The 18756-nt window shown below is 42.0% G+C and carries 17 protein-coding genes and 1 other RNA gene; 10 read left to right on the forward strand and 8 right to left on the reverse strand.

All coding sequences use genetic code 11. The features are described 5' to 3' along the window. The first annotated feature begins 58 nt into the window (after nt 1-58). The 8 genes from CDG79_RS14795 to CDG79_RS14825 all read left to right on the forward strand — a co-directional run bounded on the left by CDG79_RS14795 (nt 59) and on the right by CDG79_RS14825 (nt 6905). The gene (locus CDG79_RS14795) at nt 59-583 is read left to right on the forward strand and encodes a pentapeptide repeat-containing protein (protein ID WP_094342798.1); all 525 of its coding nucleotides are present in this window, start codon (nt 59-61) and stop codon (nt 581-583) included. Next, on the forward strand, nt 580-1746 hold the full coding sequence (locus CDG79_RS14800) for a 5-(carboxyamino)imidazole ribonucleotide synthase (protein WP_094342799.1): 1167 nt from the start codon (nt 580-582) through the stop codon (nt 1744-1746). The genes CDG79_RS14795 and CDG79_RS14800 overlap by 4 nt, the downstream gene beginning before the upstream one ends. Before the next feature lie 60 nt (nt 1747-1806). After that, nucleotides 1807-1990, forward strand: a non-coding RNA gene (gene ssrS, locus CDG79_RS14805) — 6S RNA. Nucleotides 1991-2269: 279 nt separating this feature from the next. Beyond that, on the forward strand, nt 2270-3535 hold the full coding sequence (locus CDG79_RS14810) for a M16 family metallopeptidase (RefSeq protein ID WP_143855484.1): 1266 nt from the start codon (nt 2270-2272) through the stop codon (nt 3533-3535). A 122-nt stretch (nt 3536-3657) separates the two neighbouring features. After that, the gene (locus tag CDG79_RS14815) at nt 3658-4929 is read left to right on the forward strand and encodes a M16 family metallopeptidase (RefSeq protein ID WP_094342800.1); all 1272 of its coding nucleotides are present in this window, start codon (nt 3658-3660) and stop codon (nt 4927-4929) included. A 114-nt stretch (nt 4930-5043) separates the two neighbouring features. After that, on the forward strand, nt 5044-6045 hold the full coding sequence (locus CDG79_RS14820) for a peptidoglycan-binding domain-containing protein (protein ID WP_094342801.1): 1002 nt from the start codon (nt 5044-5046) through the stop codon (nt 6043-6045). 354 nt (nt 6046-6399) lie between these two features. After that, nucleotides 6400-6522, forward strand: a complete 123-nt coding sequence (locus CDG79_RS44835) for a hypothetical protein (protein ID WP_262985800.1) — start codon at nt 6400-6402, stop codon at nt 6520-6522. A gap of 29 nt (nt 6523-6551) precedes the next feature. After that, on the forward strand, nt 6552-6905 hold the full coding sequence (locus CDG79_RS14825) for a phage holin family protein (RefSeq protein WP_094329939.1): 354 nt from the start codon (nt 6552-6554) through the stop codon (nt 6903-6905). A 618-nt stretch (nt 6906-7523) separates the two neighbouring features. Here the strand turns inward: CDG79_RS14825 and CDG79_RS14830 are convergent. The 3 genes from CDG79_RS14830 to CDG79_RS14840 all read right to left on the reverse strand — a co-directional run bounded on the left by CDG79_RS14830 (nt 7524) and on the right by CDG79_RS14840 (nt 9974). Next, complete coding sequence (locus CDG79_RS14830; protein WP_094342838.1) at nt 7524-8459, reverse strand: alpha/beta fold hydrolase; 936 nt, start codon at nt 8457-8459, stop codon at nt 7524-7526. A 19-nt stretch (nt 8460-8478) separates the two neighbouring features. Next, nucleotides 8479-8985: a DUF4112 domain-containing protein gene (locus tag CDG79_RS14835; RefSeq protein WP_094342802.1), complete on the reverse strand. Its 507-nt coding sequence runs from the start codon at nt 8983-8985 to the stop codon at nt 8479-8481. A gap of 83 nt (nt 8986-9068) precedes the next feature. Next, nucleotides 9069-9974 (reverse strand): YihY/virulence factor BrkB family protein, encoded by a 906-nt coding sequence (locus CDG79_RS14840; RefSeq protein ID WP_094342803.1) that lies wholly within the window; start codon nt 9972-9974, stop codon nt 9069-9071. Nucleotides 9975-10174: 200 nt separating this feature from the next. Here CDG79_RS14840 and CDG79_RS14845 point away from each other — a divergent pair, with 200 nt between their 5' ends. Then, complete coding sequence (locus CDG79_RS14845) at nt 10175-10639, forward strand: hypothetical protein (protein WP_094342804.1); 465 nt, start codon at nt 10175-10177, stop codon at nt 10637-10639. Between the two features lie 195 nt (nt 10640-10834). On the opposite strand, the gene CDG79_RS14850 is transcribed toward CDG79_RS14845, so the two are convergent. The 5 genes from CDG79_RS14850 to CDG79_RS42370 all read right to left on the reverse strand — a co-directional run bounded on the left by CDG79_RS14850 (nt 10835) and on the right by CDG79_RS42370 (nt 16718). Then, on the reverse strand, nt 10835-13306 hold the full coding sequence (locus tag CDG79_RS14850) for a GGDEF domain-containing response regulator (protein ID WP_094342805.1): 2472 nt from the start codon (nt 13304-13306) through the stop codon (nt 10835-10837). Nucleotides 13307-13327: 21 nt separating this feature from the next. Then, the gene (locus CDG79_RS14855) at nt 13328-14368 is read right to left on the reverse strand and encodes a sensor histidine kinase (protein ID WP_223278153.1); all 1041 of its coding nucleotides are present in this window, start codon (nt 14366-14368) and stop codon (nt 13328-13330) included. A gap of 130 nt (nt 14369-14498) precedes the next feature. Next, the gene (locus CDG79_RS14860) at nt 14499-14927 is read right to left on the reverse strand and encodes a response regulator (protein WP_094342806.1); all 429 of its coding nucleotides are present in this window, start codon (nt 14925-14927) and stop codon (nt 14499-14501) included. Nucleotides 14928-14946: 19 nt separating this feature from the next. Next, nucleotides 14947-16440, reverse strand: a complete 1494-nt coding sequence (locus CDG79_RS14865) for a sensor histidine kinase (protein WP_223278154.1) — start codon at nt 16438-16440, stop codon at nt 14947-14949. A 113-nt stretch (nt 16441-16553) separates the two neighbouring features. Further along, nucleotides 16554-16718: a hypothetical protein gene (locus CDG79_RS42370; RefSeq protein WP_189524999.1), complete on the reverse strand. Its 165-nt coding sequence runs from the start codon at nt 16716-16718 to the stop codon at nt 16554-16556. Between the two features lie 510 nt (nt 16719-17228). Here CDG79_RS42370 and CDG79_RS14870 point away from each other — a divergent pair. Next, entirely contained in the window at nt 17229-18458 is a 1230-nt protein-coding gene (locus CDG79_RS14870; RefSeq protein ID WP_094342807.1) for a tetratricopeptide repeat protein, read from the forward strand. Nucleotides 18459-18756 lie beyond the last annotated feature (298 nt).

The raw sequence follows: 18756 nt of genomic DNA on the forward strand, positions 1-18756 counted from the left end.
GGCTGCGAGTCTCAATTAGAATCAGTCAGCCCTGTTAATATTCAAATACGGTAATTAAATGCAGCAATTAAACACCAAATTGACTCTCAGCATATTTTGGCGGCAATGGTTGGCGTTCCTACTAGGAATTATTATATGGTGCGTGGCTAATCCTGCACTGGCAGTAAGCTGGACTCATCCACTGTCATTTAGTAATGCAGAGTTGTCAAGACGTGATTTTTCTGGTGACAGTTTGCAAGCTGCGGAGTTTTCTAACGCCAACATGGAACTGGCTAATTTTTCAAATGCTGATTTGCGGGGAGCAGTTATGAGTGCTTCGGTAATGACAAAAGCAAATCTCCACGGAGCGGATTTAACTAATGCAATGGTCGATCAGGTAAACTTGACTAAGGCCGATTTGAGCGATGCAGTTTTCAAAGAAGCTCTTTTGCTCCGTGCCATCTTTAATGATGTGAATATAGACGGTGCAGATTTTACAGATGCAATTTTGGATAGAGCGCAAATCAAAGAACTGTGTACAAAAGCCAGTGGTGTGAATTCCAAAACAGGCGTGCAAACTCGTGATTCTCTAGGATGTCAATGAAACGTGTTGGTGTAATTGGTGGCGGACAACTTGCCTGGATGATGGCGGATGCAGCACAGAAGCTAGGAGTAGAATTAGTAATACAAACTCCAAGCGTTCACGATCCGGCCGTGTTAATCGCTCAGGAAACTGTTTTCGCACCAGTTGATGACGCAAGTGCTACGGAAACATTAGCTCAAAAATGCGATGTCATCACCTTTGAAAACGAATTTGTTAACCTGCAAGCTTTATCTCTTTTATCAGAAAAAGGCGTTTGTTTCCGTCCCAGATTAGAAGCTTTAGCTCCCCTTTTAGATAAATATCATCAACGCTGCTATTTACGCGATTTGGGATTACCAGTTCCTCAATTTTTCGCCATTGAGGAGGGAGAAAATCTCCAATCAAAAATAGAATATCTCGGTTTTCCAGCAGTTCTCAAAGCCCGCCGCCACGGCTATGACGGTCAGGGTACTTTCATAATTCAGGATTTTGCTACTTTAGAGCAAAAGCTAAGTTCTGAAACCACAAACAAACCTTTAAATAAATCACTTTTTTTGTTAGAAGAATTTGTCCCTTTTGAAAGAGAACTAGCAATAATTGCAGCGCGTTCTGTGGAGGGAGAAATTGTCACTTACTCAGTAGTAGAAACTCAACAAGAACAACAAGTCTGTCGGCGGGTAATTGCGCCTGCTGATATTACGCCCAAGCAAGTAGCAGAAATCCAAGCGATCGCACATACTCTATTAAATAGCCTAGAAGTAGTGGGAATTTTTGGAATTGAGCTATTTCTCAGGCATGATGGCAAAGTGCTGGTAAATGAAATTGCTCCCCGTACCCACAATTCTGGGCATTTTTCGATTGATGCTTGTGAAACTTCTCAGTTTGAGCAACACCTCAGAGCAGTTTGTGGTTTACCTTTAGGGAATCCGGCTTTGCAGTGCGCTGGCGCTGTAATGGTTAACCTACTGGGGTATGAAAATTCTCACAGCGACTACCACAGCCAGCGTCAAAAAATAGCAGAAATTCCCCAAGCGCACGTTCACTGGTATGGGAAGACAGAATCACGTCCTGGGCGGAAGTTGGGGCATGTTACCGTTTTGCTGGATAATCAGAATCAAGAATCGGCAAGTGCATACGCCAACGATATCGCCCACACCATAGAATCTATCTGGTATCCCAGGTAAATAGATCGGAAAGTTTCGATATTGAACACACAACATCTTTTGAAAAGCTATAATGAGTGAGTTGCACTACGACGTTGGTGACTGCCATCAAGTTTTTTGATCTATGCCTTTAATGACAAGGGAGTCAACTGTTCTCGTGGCAGTATACCGGGCATGTACCCGGAAACTTTAAACGAGGAATTTAGGTTCCCACCTGGATAAACCCAGGTCATAAACTTAGGTAAAACGGCGTCGCGGTGAACTTAAAATTATTAGCTCCCAAAGTTAGTTATAACTTGGGAGCTTTAGTTGTTAAAATCAGTATTACTTATAAGACCAATCAGAAATTCAAAACTAAAAATCTGAAACTACGCAGATTAAGCATTTTAGCCGTATTAATCAAACAAATTTGAGCTTCATTTTAGAGACATTGCAATATAACCTCTGACTAAAAGCAAAATCTGTATACCTTGATTCTAAATGAGGTATCGTTCAGAGTTAAGATGACAAAATTGCGTTAAATTGTGGTTAAAGCTACAAAAAATTGTTAAAACAACTGACTAATACCGTATTTCCAGCCTCGGTCTTCCGACTAGAGAGTGGTTTAACTTTTATTCATCAAGAAATTCCCACTACCCCTGTAGTTGTAGCGGATGTTTGGGTGCGTGCTGGAGCCAGCCTAGAGCCAGAACCGTGGTTCGGTATGGCGCACTTTTTAGAACACATGATTTTTAAAGGTACGGCGACACTACCCCCTGGAATGTTCGATTACAAAGTTGAAAACCGTGGTGGTGTAAGTAATGCGGCGACAAGCTATGATTATGCTCATTATTCACTCACCACCGCTGCCCCTTATTTAAAAGATACTCTGCCCTACTTGGGAGAACTACTGCTCAATGCGGCAATTCCAGAAGATGAATTTAGCCGCGAACGGGACGTGGTGCTAGAGGAAATTCACTCTTGTCAAGACGATTCCGACTGGATAGGATTTCAAACCCTGATTCAAAGCATCTACCCGCATCACCCTTACGGACGTTCGGTGCTGGGTACTGAGCAAGAACTGATGCAGCAATCGCCAGAAGCAATGCGTTGTTTTCACCGCACTCACTATCAGCCGGAAAACATGACGGTGGTGATTGCAGGAGGTATAGCCCAGCAACCAGCTTGGGAAATGGTAAATGATTCATTTGCTGATTTTGCCGAACGCTCAAATTGTCCGCAGTTTGAGAAAGTAGCAAAGCCAGTAATAACAGGTATTCATCGTCAAGAACTGTGTTTACCACGCATAGAGCAAGCGCGATTGTTAATGGCGTGGCTTGTACCAGGAGTAGAGGAAATCCGCACTGGCTATGGTTTAGATTTGTTGTCGGTGTTATTGGCAGAAGGGCGGACTTCGCGTTTAGTGCGTGATTTGCGAGAAGATTTGCAATTGGTACAAGGAATTTGCAGTAGTTTTTCTCTCCAAAGAGAATCAAGTTTATTTACAATTACTGCCTGGTTAGAACCAGAAAATCTGGAGGAAGTTGAATCCTTGATTTGCGCTCATTTGGATGATTTGCAAACTAGAGGAATTAGCGAACAAGAACTTGCCCGTGCCCGTAGACTGCTGTGTAACGAGTATGCCTTTTCTACCGAAACGCCAAATCAGTTGACGGGGCTTTATGGGTATTACAGTACCATCGCCCAAGCTGAATTAGCTGTGACATATCCCCAGCAGATTCTGTCTTTTGATGCCCAAGAACTGCAAAAATTAGCTAAACAGTATCTCTCGCCGGAGAATTACGCGGTTACTGTACTTAAACCGTGTTAGTCATTAGTCATTAGTTATTAGTCATTAGTCATTAGTCATTAGCAAAAGACAAATGACAAATGACAAATGACAAAAGACAAAGGACAAAGGACAAAGGACAAATGACAAAGGACAAATGATAAATGACAACCTTGCTGCAAAAATCGCCTATTCATCGCACCGTATTGAACAATGGCATTGTCGTGCTGGTGGCAGAAAATCCTGCTGCGGACATTATTGCAGCGCGAATCTTTGTGCGGGCTGGTAGTTGTAACGAAAACCGCGAGCAAGCAGGGTTGGCACATTTGCTATCGGCAGTGATGACAAAGGGATGTGATGGACTTTCTAGTTTGGAAATTGCAGAAATTGTCGAGTCTGTAGGAGCGAGTTTAAGTGCGGATGCTGGCACTGATTATTTTTTGCTATCTTTCAAGACGGTAACATCTGATTTTGCGGAAATTTTAGCATTGGCAGGGCGGATTTTGCGATCGCCTACTTTTCCTGAAACTCAAGTGGAACTAGAACGGCGGTTAGCACTCCAAGATATTCGTTCCCAAAAAGAGCAACCATTCAATGTTGCTTTTGAGCAAATGCGGCAGGTAATGTACCAAAATCACCCATACTCCATGTCAGTGCTGGGAGATGAAAGCACCATGAGCCGCTTGACTCGTGCCGATTTAGTGGAGTATCACCAAACCTATTTCCGTCCAGATAATGTAGTAATTAGTATTGCTGGTAGAATCACACCCACGGATGCAGTCGCGTTGGTAGAAGAAGTTTTTGCTGATTGGCAAGCGCCAGCCCAAGCACTGCCAATACTAAATTTACCTGAAATTAGGGTGGAACCGCAGGTAAGAATTAAGCCAGTACAGACACAACAATCAATCGTGATGCTCGGTTATTTAGGAACATCGGTGAGTTCTGTTGACTACGCCCCACTGAAATTGCTGTGTACCTACTTGGGAAATGGGCTTTCTAGTCGCTTGTTTGTCGAATTACGGGAAAAGCGCGGTTTAGCTTACGAAGTATCTGCCTTTTACTCAACAAGGCTATTTCCAGCTTCATTTGTGGTTTACATGGGTACAGCACCAGAAAATACCAGCATCGCCCTAGAGGGACTGCATACAGAAGTAGATTTATTGTCTACCGCCGAAGTATCTGAAAGCGCCCTCCAAGCTGCTAAAAATAAAATTCTGGGGCAGTACGCCTTGGGTAAACAAACGAATGGGCAAATTGCTCAGATATACGGCTGGTATGAAATTTTGGGCTTAGGAATTGATTTTGACACCAAATTTCAAGAATTGATTGCGGCGGTAAGTGCCAAAGATGCGATCGCTGCTGCTCGTAAATATTTAAAAGAGCCTTACCTATCTTTAGTTGGTCAAGAAGAAGCAATTAATCGAGCGATAGCATAGTCTTGCTCTCGAAGGCGCGATCGTAATTGATTATGTGCGATCGTAAATGGAGCAGCTGTTTTTTAGACCAAGCGGCTGTACCATTAGCATGAGAATATTCTGGGAGTAAATTCCATGCAAAGCAGCCTGACAGCAAGTATTTTGAGTTACTTAAAATTACTAGATCCAACTGTAAATCGCTGTAAAGTGGAAAAACGGCAAAAGGGTTGGTGCCCAAAGAAGTCTAAATCTTTATCAGCCATTGGAATACTCTTGTACTCTGCTACGCCTCTGCTTATTGCCTCAACATCTGTAGTATCAATAGCAGCACCACAAATTGCCCAAGTAAATCCTGGAGATAGCATCAACCGCCCTAACCTCAAAGTTGGTAGCCAAGGCGAACGCGTATCTGAACTTCAGGCAGCTCTAAAACTTTTGGGTTTTTATTCTGGTGCAGTAGATGGTATATATAGTGAAAATACAGCTAGTGCTGTTTCCCGGTTTAAACAAGCAGCTGGCTTAAACCCAGATGGCGTTGTTGATGCCAGCACTTGGCAAAGACTTTTCCCTAATCAACCAGTAGCAGCATCAACTGTTCCTTCATCCCAGCCAAGATTTAACTCAGCTACGAATTTTCCTGTTCCAACCCAGGCTAGCAACCTCACCAACGTTGCAAATCCCAGCCCCAACCCCCCCAGACAAGCCGTAACACAAGTTGCGACTCGCCCTGAGCCAAAACCTACTAGTCCAAAGAAAGCTGCAACACAAGTTGCAAGCAACCCTGAACCAAGACCTGCTACCCCAAGAAAAACTACAACTTCAAGCACACAGAAAAAACCGAATCGCACTACATCAAATACTCGAAGTCAGTCAAACACATCAAACACAAGTACTAAGCGAACCCCTGGTATTCAATACACCTCCGAAGGAATGCCAATTTTGCGTATAGGATTACGTGGTTCTGAAGTTGTGAAGTTGCAACAACAATTGAAAAAGCTTGGTTTCTTGAAAGGCGATGCCGATGGAGACTTTGGCGAGACAACCGAGACAGCTGTGAAAGCTGCACAAAAGCGCTATGGTTTAGAAGCTGACGGTGTAGTTGGTGGCTCTACCTGGGAGGTTCTTTTGCGGCGTTAGTATCGCCAGGGTCTCCTTTGCCTGTAACCAAAGACGCGAGCAAGATGCTTTGAAGTTCTAATAACTTATTTTTTGCAAATCCCAAAGGTATAGAGGTTTTTCAACTTTGAGGAACTTCTATAGGGGTTTTGCGCTTCAGGAATTTAATCCGGTACATCCTGCAATACGATAAAGATACACCTGACTTTTCACGGTATCTGAAAAACCTTTCTCTAAATCTCTCTTCTAAGAGGAGAGAGACTTTAAATTTTCCCCCTTCCCGACAAGGGAAGGAGGTTAGGGGATTAGGTTTTTCGTGGGTTTATTGTAAATGATGTGAAAAGTCAGAAAGATAGACCGATTAAAAGTATCTCTATGCCAAGACAGAAAAATTACATTGCTTTTGGACTAACAAAAGATGATGGGAACTTTATGAGTCAAGCACAAGAACACCTGATAGTGTCACAGATCGCAACTGTCAACAGTGAAATTAATTAAACTTACTGCTAATTCCTCTAAAAAAACTTATGCAACACTTTTTATTAACTTGGCTCGGTACTGCGGTAGCGTTATTTCTGACTGCTAATATTGTTCCGGGATTCTTTATCAAGAATTTTGTGGTTGCCTTAGTCGCTACCCTTGTTATTGGTCTGGTTAATGCATTTATTAGACCAATTTTGCAGATTTTAACTTTTCCGATTACCTTGCTCACCTTTGGTTTATTTACATTGGTAATCAACGCTTTAACCCTTTGGTTGGCAAGTGCTTTAACTCCTGGTTATGGTTTTGAGATTCAGGGCTTTTTACCTGCTTTGTTAGGTTCAATTGTGCTAGCTGTTGTTTCTAGCATAATTAACTATTTATTGAGAGTTGTTGACTAAGTAGGTCGGCGTAATTAAAGCTAACTGGCGAACGCGAACAGGGTCTCCGACAGAGGGCTGTTACATAGTCGGGGCATCGACTATTAAGTTAGGTGATATTAGACAGTCCGAGACTGCAATTGCTATTTGAGCTTAGAATCCCCCGTTTTATAAACGGGGGAGGATGTCAAGCGAGTCCCGTTAGAAAATTTAAAAAGCTGCCAAAATGGCAACCAGACTCTGATTAACCAAGTTAAATTGAACGAAGATAAACGACTTAAAGGGTTTTTTTATCAGGGTCTACCACGCAAGCAAATTCATTTGAACTAATACTAACTAAGTGATTTACAAAAAACCTATCTCTACTAATTATTTGTAGAGGATTTTTCTCAGCAAATAAATATTAATAATCAAGTTTGGCATTTGCTGCAACAGGAATATAAAATGCGTATGGGCGTTGTTGTTGAAGTACGCATTAGCCCCCAAATAACGGGCAACGTCTGTATACATTCCTGTTCACTTCAGTAGCAAATGGCAGAGTGGGAGTTTGAAAGCTGACTGATATGCTTCCTCCCACTCTCTTTTTATCGAAACAGAATTCAGTTAGCTGTGAAATAAAAGAAGCCCCACCTCTCACTCTTAGGAGCATTCCGTATCCCGTAAAAATTCGAGAATCGCTGCATTCACCTGCTCAAAAGCACCTGTTGATGCATCATGATAGCAGTTAGACAAAATTTTTAATTTGGAATTGGGGAGATGCTGATGTAATTTTTCACCATGACTAACAGGAAACCAACTATCTCGATCGCCCCACAAAATTAGTGTAGGACACTGAATTGCACTCAAATTATTTTGGATTTGGGTAAGCATATTTGGTTTATTTGCTTGCCAATTCTCAATTTCTCGCGCTGCTATTTGTAACTCTTCAGCAACTTTAGCGATCGCACCAGGAAATTCAATAAACGGGTAAGTAATCCAATAGACATCTTCCTGTGTCAAAATGGACGGATCAAATAATACCCCACGTCTTTCTCTTGCCATAATTTCTCTCAATAGAGGTGCAAACAAATATGCCAGACGTAAGGTGTCAATTGTTTGGATTATTTCTAGAGGAGTTTGGGCAAGTAACGACATAGCCCAATGGGGTAAATGTTTGGTAAAAACAGGTACGTTTACGACTACAAGCTGTCCAATTAACTGCGGATTTTCTTGAGCAAGGGCAAGGGCAACTAATCCCCCCAGAGATTCAGCCACAATCACTACGGGTTCATCACATAATGCCTGAATAATTCTTTTAAACTCAAGAATTTGATGACTGTTGTGTTCTCTACGAGACGATGGTTTTTCAGAAAAACCAAAACCTTTGGCATCAAAGCAAATTACCCGGAAATGTTTAGATAATGCGGCTACACTGTGTCGCCAATTATAGCTCCAACTACCCATGCCATGTAATAAGATTAGCGGTTTACCTCTACCTTTTTCGCCATAGGAAATTTGTACAGGATAACCTTGAGCATCAGTAATAATTAGACTTTGCCGCCCTTTAGGAAAAGTAGCTTGCCACCAATCTTTCATTCCATTATCAATAAATAATTTAACCACCTGTTAAGGCGTTCCACAGCATTCTAATTAGAATCACTGGTAATGCTACTAAAACTATGGAGATCAGTAACAATCCAACAAAAAGGGCAACGATAAATAACCTATCTGCACTCTTTTGCTCGCTCGGAAACTTTAAGTATTCTTCCAATAGCTTGATATTATTAGTGTTAGCTCTCCAGGCAAAATCAAAAAAATCTCCCAAAACGGGAACAGTACCCACCAAGCCATCAACAATCACATTGAAAACCATTTTGCCTAAAGTGGCTCTAGATACACCCAGACGCGCGGCTTCTAGGATGATGTAGCTAGAAAACATGACTCCCAAAAAATCACCACCAATAGGTATAAGTCCTAAGATTGGATCTAGACCAAAACCAATCTTAGTACCAGGAATAGTAACAATGTTATCTAGCAGCCGACTTAACTGACGCAGGCGCTTCAGGGTGGGTGCTTTGGCATCAGGCTCAATCATCGAAAACCGAGGAGAAGAATCCGGCATGAAGGCGATCGCTTATTTATATTGAATGAATCGTTAGACATTTTACTCCCCTACTGAGGTTTGTCAAAAGTTTTCTCAGGGATTTACAAACTAATATTTTCATTAAATTGTGACTGCGCTTTTGAGCGCATATCTTCACCGACTGTCACGTTCAACTGATCGCCGATTAACAGAACAGCAGCGCTCATTGACAGCCAGAGCATTAAAACTATCACGGCTCCTACAGCACCATACACTTTATTATAATTCCCAAAATTTGCCACATAAAGCCGAAATAGGGCAGATAATATTGCCCAAAAAACAGCTGCTAAAATTGCTCCAGGCATCATTGGCGTACCTGAGTTCCACGCGCTTGGCCCATAACGATAGACAAAGCCAAAGGCAACAGCAACAATACTTAAGGCTAATGGCCAGCGTAACAGCTTCCAAAGATGCAATAAGAAGATCAAGGAACCATTTTCCCGTACTACCATTCCCAAAATCCAGTCGCTGGTGAACACTAAGAAAGAAGCCAGCACTAAAAGTAACATAGTACCGACTGTTAATCCGAGAGAGACAAGCTTGGCTTTCCAAAAGGGGCGCATCTTTTCTGAAGGAATTTGATGGATTTGGTCGAGGGCTGTCATCGCAGTACTCACCGCCCCAGAGGCAGTCCAAATTGCTAAGACAAAGCTCAGAGAAAATAAACCGCTATTTTTGGAGTTGGTAATTTCTGTGGTAGCAAAATCACGGATCAGAATTAAGGCTTCGTCAGGTAAGATTTGACTGAGTTGAAGCGCTAGTTGTTTAAAGGTGGCTTGCAAAGATTCTGCCAATAAGCCAATGGCTGTAATCAGAGCAAGAATTGCTGGAAACAGCGATAACATGGCATTGAAGGCGATTTCCGAGGCAAGTCCCAAAAGCCGTCTTTCCATTGTCCTGGCAAAAGTTTTTTTGAGCGTGCGCCAATTGAGGTGGCGAAAGAAGCGAAAAAAACGAAGCTTTGGCATAATTTAGAGTTAAAACTGGTTAGGTTTCTTAACTACTGTGCCAAATTTTGTGTAGCGATCGCATTTATCTTTTTACCGCAAGAATACCGAGTCGGGAGCAGGGGACAGGGGAAAAAGAGATAATTTTTCATTCTCCGCTTTAAGCAGCATTCTGTCCATTGACAAATGACAAATGACAAATAACAAATGACTATTTATTTATGAATCAAGACTTAACACAACAGTGGTTGACAGAAATCCAGGTACTCAGAGAGCAGATGGCGGGACTTCAGGGCGATCGCGATGCGGCTTGGGAAAGTGCCCAAAAATGGCGACAGCTTTACAACACAGAAGCAGAACAACGCCGCACAGATGCCCAGCTATCGCAACAGGCGATCGCATCCCTCAAGGCAGACTTACATAAACTCCGAGGTTTTGAGGTCGAGACACTGGCTGCTGAGACACCAGTAACAGCGATCCAACAAGAGATAGAACAACTAAAATCTGTGGAGGATTTGCAAGCTAAACTCATCGCCGCGATCAAAGAACGCGATCGCCTCTTGCAAGCTTTGAAAACTGAGCAGGATAGCCACGCCCAAACCCGGAATAGCCTAACTACTGCTTTGGGTGATGCTATTGATAGTTTGACACAGGAAAGAGCCAGAGCAGAAAAAGAGAGTAAATGATCTGCCGCTAAACCTTCAGGCTTTCTAGGACTAGCCCTTTTAAGGTAACTCGTAAAATCTCTTGCTTTTTCTCAGCGTTCTCTGTTACCTTTTTTTTATTAAAAATTAAAAGTTAAAAATTAAAAATTGAGAAGAATAATAATTTTTAATTCCCCGTTCGCGTAGCGTCCCGCAGAGAAGGGGTTGACGCTATCCTTATCGCGGCTGAATGCCAGATGCAATTAATGTCTCTATCGATTTGCTATCCACGGGTTTAGAGAAAAAATATCCCTGTGCGTATTTGCATTTCATGGCTCTAAGTTGTGCCAGTTGCTGTAAGGTTTCTACGCCCTCTGCGATTACATCTATATTTAGACCTTGGGCTAGGGTAACGATCGCTTGAACAATCTCTAAGTTTTCTCCATTAGCACCAATCTTGGTAATAAAAGAACGATCGATTTTCAAGGCTTTACTTGGAAAGCGGTGCAGGTAACTTAAGGATGAATAACCTATGCCAAAATCATCTAAGTGTAATTGGATATTCATCTCTTGCAGTTGCAAGAGCATAAGAGTTGCTGATTGAATATTTTCCATCAGTACGCTTTCGGTAATCTCCAGCTTTAAATTTCTGGCTTCGAGTCCAGTTTCCTGTATAGTTCGGTTAATCTGTTCAATCAGATCGGGTTGTAAAAACTGTTTAGTGGAAAGATTTACACTGATTGTCAAGGGTGGATCGGTCGGAAATTGGATTTGCCAAGCACGCATCTGCCGGCAAGCCTCGCCCAGCACCCAATAACCAATAGGAATAATCAGTCCAGTTTCTTCCGCTAGTGGAATAAAGTTGTCTGGAGGAACTAATCCGTGTTGCGGATGTTGCCACCGAACGAGAGCCTCGAAGCCAATAATTTTGCAAGTTTCTAACAAAACAATTGGTTGGTAGTAAACCTGAAACTCCTGGCGTTCAACAGCCCGCCGTAGATCCATCTCTAACTCTAATAGCTTCGTTACTTGGGCGTACATAGTTGAGTCAAATATTTCATGGCGTGCCTTACCCAATGCCTTAGCGCGATACATTGCTATATCAGCATCGCGTAGAAGTTCCTCTGGTAGGTTGTAACTACCTTTACTCAGGGCAATGCCAATGCTGACAGTGGTAAATACCTCATATCCACTGAGTTGGAACGCAGAGGTCAGAGCTTGGTGTATCCTCTCCACTACGCTTGTTACATCATTGATAGTTTTGAGATTATCAAGCAAAATTGTAAATTCATCTCCCCCTATACGGGCAACTGTGTCTCCAACACGCAGGCAACTCTCCAATCTGCTAGCAAGGGCAGTTAAGAGTTGATCGCCAATCATGTGGCCGAGACTGTCGTTGACAACTTTGAAGCGATCTAGGTCTAGAAAGAGAACAGCAAATGTATAATCCGCACGTCGTTTTGCCAGCATCAGCGCCCGTTCTAACCGCTCCATAAATAAGGCGCGGTTTGGCAGACCGGTTAGTATATCGTGAAAGGCATCATGAATTAATTGCGCCTCTGCAAGTTTTAGAGCAGTAATGTTCCGAGAGATACTCAAAACAAAAGATACTGAACCATCGCTAGTTAATTCCGGGACAAGGCGGGTATGGTAATGTCTTGTTTGGGAAGCGATCGCTAAAGTGCATTCAAACTCGGTTTCTTGCTTAGTTTGGAAAACTTGCTGGAGCTTGCGATCGCATATCCGGCAAAATTCTTCTGGCAGATTTAACTCTGCGTTTGTTTTGCCAATAAATGTTTCAGATGATATTCCTGTAATATTTTCAATAACTGGATTAACGTAAACGTAGCGCAATTGAGTGTTAAATCTGGAAATAATATCAGGTGCATTTTCAACTAACGCTTTGAATTCTTGCTGGCGACGTGCTAGTGCCTCTAATATCTGCTTGCGCTCGGTAATATCCTGAAAGACAAAAACTGCACCCGTAATGTTACCATTTTCATCTTTAATCGGTGCAATGCTATCATCAATTGGTATTTCTGTACCGTTTTTAGCAATCAGTATCGTCTGTTCTGGGAGATTAATAGTAACGCCCAACTCCAAGACTTGTGTTACAGAAGAATTTTCAATTATTGTACGAGTTTTTTCAGGAGCAATATTGAATACTTCTGTGGCTTCTTTACCAAACGCATCTGAATAATTCCAACCCGTCAGCACCTCTGCAATCGGATTCATAAAAGTCACAGTTCCAGATGCGTCGCTAGTAATGACAGCATCTCCAATACTTTTAAGTACAGTAGTCAGCCATTGTTCATTTTGTTTTAATTTTTTTTCTGTCCGATGTTTAGAAAGGGTAATTTCAATAGTGAACTTTAATTCTTTTTCTTTGAAAGGTTTGAGAATATAGCCAAACGGCTCTGTTCCCTTTGCTCGATTCAATGTTGATTCGTCTGCATTAGCAGTAAGATATATGACTGGGATATTAAAAATATTATGAATTATCTGAGCGGCCTCCACACCGTCCATCTTTCCTTTGAGGTGAATATCCATGAGAACTAAATCTAAAGAATCATCTGCTGCTCTCTTAATTGCTTCTTCTCCAGAATCGGCAAGCCCCAGAACAGTGTATCCAAATTTTCTTAGCCGATTTTGTATATCCATTGCCACGATGAATTCATCTTCAACAACTAATATATTTACTGGGTTCATGATTTTGTTTAACTGATAATTTTATAAAATTATTTTCGCCGGAAATATAATTTTATACTTCACTCCATTATCGTTGATAAAATCGATATTGCCTTGTAGCTGATGTGTCAGACCTTTTACTAATCGCAGTCCTAATGATTCTGTAGCTTGAAAGTCAAAATCGTGGGCAAAACCGACACCATTATCACTGATAGTAAGTAGAAATAAATTTGCTTCTATAGAGCAAAAGTCAATAGAGATTTCTCCCGGTTCTCTTTGGGGAAAGGCATATTTTAAGGAATTTGAAATAAGTTCATTGATCATTAAGCCGCAAGGAATAGCTGCATCAATGACTAGAAAAACCTCCTCAACGTTCATTTTCAAGGTAATAGCGCTGGAATTAACGTTGTATGAATAAAATAAATTAGTTACTAAATCTTGGATATAGTCAGCAAAATTAATCCTTGCCAAGTCTTGAGATTGATATAGTTTCTCGTGGATCAGAGCCATTGATTCTATCCGGTTCTGGCTATCTTTGAATATCTCAAGGGCTTGATTGTCTTTAAGATACTCTGCTTGTAGATTGAGCAGACTAGAAATAATCTGCAAATTATTTTTTACCCGGTGATGAATTTCTTTCAATAGCACTTCTTTTTCTTGAAGCGATGCTTTAATCTGCTCCTCTGCTTGTTTACGCTCCCGTCTCACCTGTGCCTCACGCAACTCGCGGGCAACAGCAGGAATAAGTCGTGCTAGATTACCTTTGATAATGTAGTCATGGGCACCAGCTTTCATGGCGGCGACTGCGGTATCTTCGCCAATAGTGCCTGAGACAATAATAAATGGCAGGTCAAGTCCACTTTCCTTGACCTGCTTCAATGCAGCAGGGGCGCTAAAGGTGGGCATGGAATAATCGCAGATAACGATATCCCATGTTTGCCCTGCGATCGCAGTTTTCATGGCTGTAGGTGTATCAATCCGTTCAAAGATTACTTCATAGTTACCGCGTTGCAGTTCACGCAGCAACAATAAAGCATCGTCTTCTGAATCCTCAACAAGTAATACGCGCAGAGGTGTACCCATGTAATTCGTAATTCGTAATTCTTGCCATTCGCGTAGCGTCTCGTAGAGAAGACGAGAAGCAAGCTACGTAATTCGTAATTAAGAAAGTTAGCTTTGCATCTCTAGTCTGATTTTGGAAGATTGGTATAAACTATAGCCTTGGCGGTGACTCGTTTAAGACAAACCAGTACAACCCTAGTTGTCGTACTGCTTCACTGAATTGGGAAAAGTCTACTGGTTTGCGAACATAGCTGTTGGCACCCAAGCTGTAACCATTGATTAAGTCTTGTTCCTCCTTGGACGAAGTAAGAATCACAACGGGAAGGATTTTTGTCTTGTCTTCAGTTCGCAACTGTCGCAAAACTTCCAAGCCATCCATTTTAGGCAACTTCAAATCTAGGAGGATGAGATTTGGCATAACGCTCATGTCGCGATCGGCGTACACACCTTTACCAAAAAGAAAATCTAGGGCTTCCACCCCATCGCGTGCTACCACTACCTCGTTCATAATATTGTTTTTCTTGAGTGCGCGTAGGGTTAGCGCTTCATCATCAGGATTATCTTCTACAAGTAAAATCATGTTGTGTATTTTCCTATAGTTAAAGGGTGAAGTAAAATGTTGCGCCTTGCTCGACTGCGCTTTCGGCCCAGACACGGCCACCATGACGGTGAATAATCCGTTGCACAGTAGCTAGTCCAATGCCAGTGCCTTCAAACTCGGTCATGGCGTGCAGGCGTTGAAAAGCACCGAAAAGTTTCTCAATATAGGCCATATCGAAGCCTGTACCATCATCACGGACAAAATATACATTGGTGTCATCTTGCTGCAAAAGCCCAAATTCTATGCGTGCTTTTTGATGTTTTCCTGTAAACTTCCACGCATTACCCAGTAGGTTTTCTAGCACGACCCGTAACAAATGAGCATCGCCATTAGTAACTAATCCCGGCGCGATCGCAAACTCTACTTGGCGTTCTGGTTGTGTTTTGTGCAACTCTGTAGCGATCGCCTCCACTAGTGCGCTTAGATCGACCTTTTCGCAACGCATCTCACTACGCGTCAGTCGTGACAGATTGAGTAAATCGTCGATCAGTTGTGCCATTCGCTGGGTGGCTGCACGCACTCGTTGGAGGTAGTTTTGACCTAGTGCGTCCAGCTTGTCAGCATAATCTTCTAGTAGCGCTTGGCTAAAGCCATCAATGCTGCGTAAAGGGGCCCGCAGATCGTGAGATACAGAATAACTAAATGCTTCCATCTCTTTGTTAGTAGCTTCGAGTTGTGCTGTGCGTTCTGCAACTCGCTGCTCAAGCTGGACATTCAGGCGCAGAATCTCTGACTCCGCCTTTTTGCGCTCATTAATTTCAGTTTGTAATTCTTCGTTAGTGTTTCTAAGTTCGGCAGTCCGTTTGTTAACCTCTATTTCTAACTCATCACGAGCCTTTTGCAGAGAATTTTCCATCTGCTTGCGTTTGACAAGTTCCTGATTGGTGATCGTGGCTGCTAAACCGACGATTACAGAAGCGATAGTGCTACCAAAAATAGTTAGCAAAGTTGTTTGATGAGCGCTAGCGTTCGCATCTGCTGACCGCCGTTTCAACAACTCATTCTCTTCGTTCTCCATTGCTGTAGTCAGTATTCGGATATCCTCCATGAGCTGCTGACCCCGATCTGTTTGAACTATTTGCAGCGCGGATTCTAAATTTTTGCTTCTGGCGTTAATCGTCTGTTCAATCAAAATTAGTTTTTTGGCAATCAGGGGTTCAAGGCGATCGAGCCGTCGCTGTTGATTGGGGTTATCGGCAGTTAATTGGCGCAGAGCCTTAAGTTTCTGAACAATCTCGCCACTTGCAGTCCGATAGGGTTCCAGATACCTTTCTTTGCCCGTGAGAAGATAACCCCGTTGTCCAGTCTCTGTATCTTTGATCTGTGACATGACTTCTTTTGTCTTTTCCAGCACCTCGCGGGTATGTGTGACCCATTGAGCGTTTTCTCTATACTGAAGCAAACTAAGATACGAGATTACGCCAACACCAGTCATAATTGCCACTGCTATTACAAAACTGCCCGTATTCTTTTTGTAAATAGCCCATTCCATTTTTTACCTTCCTAGTTGAAAAAGTAGCCCCTGTCTAAAGTGGTAAAAACTTGTGAGCCAGTGCTGTAGACTGGTAACAGTTGCTCTCTATTGGCTGTCTTCTCTACGAGAGGCTATACCACGCTCCGCGATCGCATAGCGACGTTAGGAGCATCACCATTCGGGTGACTAGCAGCCTCACAAGCGGCTATATTTTTGTTCCACCAAACAGCACCCATGAAAAAACTGGCTTGCTGAATAAGAATTATGAAAATGATTTTTTTGATGTCAAAACCCATGTAGAGACGTGATATATCGCGTCTCTACATCTGGATTCATCCTCTAAATTAGCAATGCCAAAAATTTTTCGCGGTACTACTGGTCATAGTCCTGAGAACTGATATTAAGGTTCTTAACTTCGAGAGCAAATTAGCTCTAATAAAGGATATCTATATTACTTAATTATTGTGAGCGTATATTTTCTGAGTCGTGAGAAGGTAAATAATTAACTTTGTTAAATTATTCAGTATATTTTCGCAGACATATTCAAGATTTTTCGCTTGCATAAATTCTGTAAACATGATAAACATCCTAAGTAATCACACTTAGGATGCTTTAATTATATTAGCTTGATATTAAATTGACTTCCAAAATACATAGATTAGATAGAGACATAAAGCAACTTGACTCCTGCTGTAGAATACAGGAGAAGTTTATCTCAACCTTGTAAACCTGGGAAATAGTTAGTAAATAATAGGGCATGAGGATGATTACCTCATGTAACTAACTCAAGTCCAGGTAAAGTTCCCATGCTCAAGCGTTTAATTGTGATTGTGACTGCCACTATACTCTTTAGTAGTTCCTTGACGCTGGCAGAGAGTAAAAAGCCGAAAGTACCGGATAAATTTCCTCCCAGTCCCCTAGAAATTACCACACCCGACCCACTGCTACCCCGTTTGCCCAAGGATAAACAGCCGTTAACTCTCCAAGAACAGCAAAACTTAGAACCAGCGCTAGATGCCTTAAACCAAGAAGCAGCAGCGAAACTGCAAGCAGGGGAGCAGGTGGCGGCGTTTGAAATTTGGAACCGGGAACTTCGTTTGCGGCGCTTTTTAGGTTCATTAGCAGAGGTGCAAGCACTATCGCGAGTTGGGGCGATCGCTTGGAAGCAAAATGATGGAGAAGAAGTACAATATATTACGCAGCGATTGCAAGCAATTCAAAAGCAGGCAGAATCTCAGAAAAAAACTGCCCAAGTCGATCTAGAATTGTGGCGATCGCTAGCCCAAGCTTACCAAAATGTGCGATCGATTAAACTAGCTGTAGAAGCTTACGACCAAGTTTTGTTAGTGGTGCGGCAGCAAAAAGATACAACAGCGATAGTAGAAATGCTTAAGACAATTGGAGAACTACATTTAAGTTGGTTTGATTATCCTAAAGCCGCCCCAGTCTACGAAGAACTGTTGGGTTTCGCTACTTCCCAAGGCGAACGTGTAAACGAAATAACATATCTGCAACGGCTAGCTTACATTTATGAGCAGACACAACAACCGCAGCAGTCATTGAATGTACTTAATAAACTACTAGAAATTTACGTTAGTGAAAATAATCTTACAAAAATACCAGAATTAAAGCTAGCGATCGCTTCAGATTACGAATCTCTAGCAAAGAAAGATCCTAACTTACTACTAGAAGCCTTTAAAAATTATCAAGAGGCTTATACCACTGCTTGGCAATTAAAGGAGTACGTTCCAGCTGGTGACGCTTTGCAAAAGTTAATTGCGCTGTACCGTTCTCAAGGACAAATAGACGAGGCTTTGCAGGCTAGCCAAATTCTTGTGCAGACAGAGGCGCAAGCCGCCAACTTTTACGGGATGATGCAAGCTTATGACCAAATTGGGCAATTGTATATAGAACGCAAAGATTTTCCTCAAGCATTAACAGCTTTTAAACAAGGGTTGGAACTAGCGCAACAACTCAAACATGAAGAAGCATACTTTACTGGGCAAATTGAAAAAGTATCGAAGGCAAATTTATAGGCAATATTAACGGTATTCAATCCCTGAATTTTGGATTATGGATTGAAATCCTAAAAATTTCCAAATGATGGAGTTTCTTAAATTGGTAGTGAGGATGGCTAACCCTTGATAAGAGTGCGTTACGAACTCCGTTCTAACACACTCTACAATACCTAATTTAGTTCAAAATCAAATAGTAATCGTATATTTACTTATCTAAAATTTTTGTTGAAAATTGCAAGCTAGAATAACGAAAACTTCTTAAGAATGCGAATAAAAGCATAGTGAGTTCTTCGACAACCGGGTTTATGTCAGGATG

Source organism: Nostoc sp. 'Peltigera membranacea cyanobiont' 232, assembly GCF_002245985.1.
Lineage (GTDB): Bacteria > Cyanobacteriota > Cyanobacteriia > Cyanobacteriales > Nostocaceae > Nostoc.

Coding starts and splice junctions, on each gene's coding strand:
- CDG79_RS14795 (WP_094342798.1), top strand. CDS start 59: ATGCAGCAATTAAACACCAAATTGACTCTCAGCATATTTTGGCGGCAA.
- CDG79_RS14800 (WP_094342799.1), top strand. CDS start 580: ATGAAACGTGTTGGTGTAATTGGTGGCGGACAACTTGCCTGGATGATG.
- CDG79_RS14815 (WP_094342800.1), top strand. CDS start 3,658: ATGACAACCTTGCTGCAAAAATCGCCTATTCATCGCACCGTATTGAAC.
- CDG79_RS14820 (WP_094342801.1), top strand. CDS start 5,044: ATGCAAAGCAGCCTGACAGCAAGTATTTTGAGTTACTTAAAATTACTA.
- CDG79_RS44835 (WP_262985800.1), top strand. CDS start 6,400: ATGCCAAGACAGAAAAATTACATTGCTTTTGGACTAACAAAAGATGAT.
- CDG79_RS14825 (WP_094329939.1), top strand. CDS start 6,552: ATGCAACACTTTTTATTAACTTGGCTCGGTACTGCGGTAGCGTTATTT.
- CDG79_RS14830 (WP_094342838.1), bottom strand. CDS start 8,459: ATGAAAGATTGGTGGCAAGCTACTTTTCCTAAAGGGCGGCAAAGTCTA.
- CDG79_RS14835 (WP_094342802.1), bottom strand. CDS start 8,985: ATGCCGGATTCTTCTCCTCGGTTTTCGATGATTGAGCCTGATGCCAAA.
- CDG79_RS14840 (WP_094342803.1), bottom strand. CDS start 9,974: ATGCCAAAGCTTCGTTTTTTTCGCTTCTTTCGCCACCTCAATTGGCGC.
- CDG79_RS14845 (WP_094342804.1), top strand. CDS start 10,175: ATGAATCAAGACTTAACACAACAGTGGTTGACAGAAATCCAGGTACTC.
- CDG79_RS14850 (WP_094342805.1), bottom strand. CDS start 13,306: ATGAACCCAGTAAATATATTAGTTGTTGAAGATGAATTCATCGTGGCA.
- CDG79_RS14855 (WP_223278153.1), bottom strand. CDS start 14,368: ATGGGTACACCTCTGCGCGTATTACTTGTTGAGGATTCAGAAGACGAT.
- CDG79_RS14860 (WP_094342806.1), bottom strand. CDS start 14,927: ATGATTTTACTTGTAGAAGATAATCCTGATGATGAAGCGCTAACCCTA.
- CDG79_RS14865 (WP_223278154.1), bottom strand. CDS start 16,440: ATGGAATGGGCTATTTACAAAAAGAATACGGGCAGTTTTGTAATAGCA.
- CDG79_RS42370 (WP_189524999.1), bottom strand. CDS start 16,718: ATGGGTTTTGACATCAAAAAAATCATTTTCATAATTCTTATTCAGCAA.
- CDG79_RS14870 (WP_094342807.1), top strand. CDS start 17,229: ATGCTCAAGCGTTTAATTGTGATTGTGACTGCCACTATACTCTTTAGT.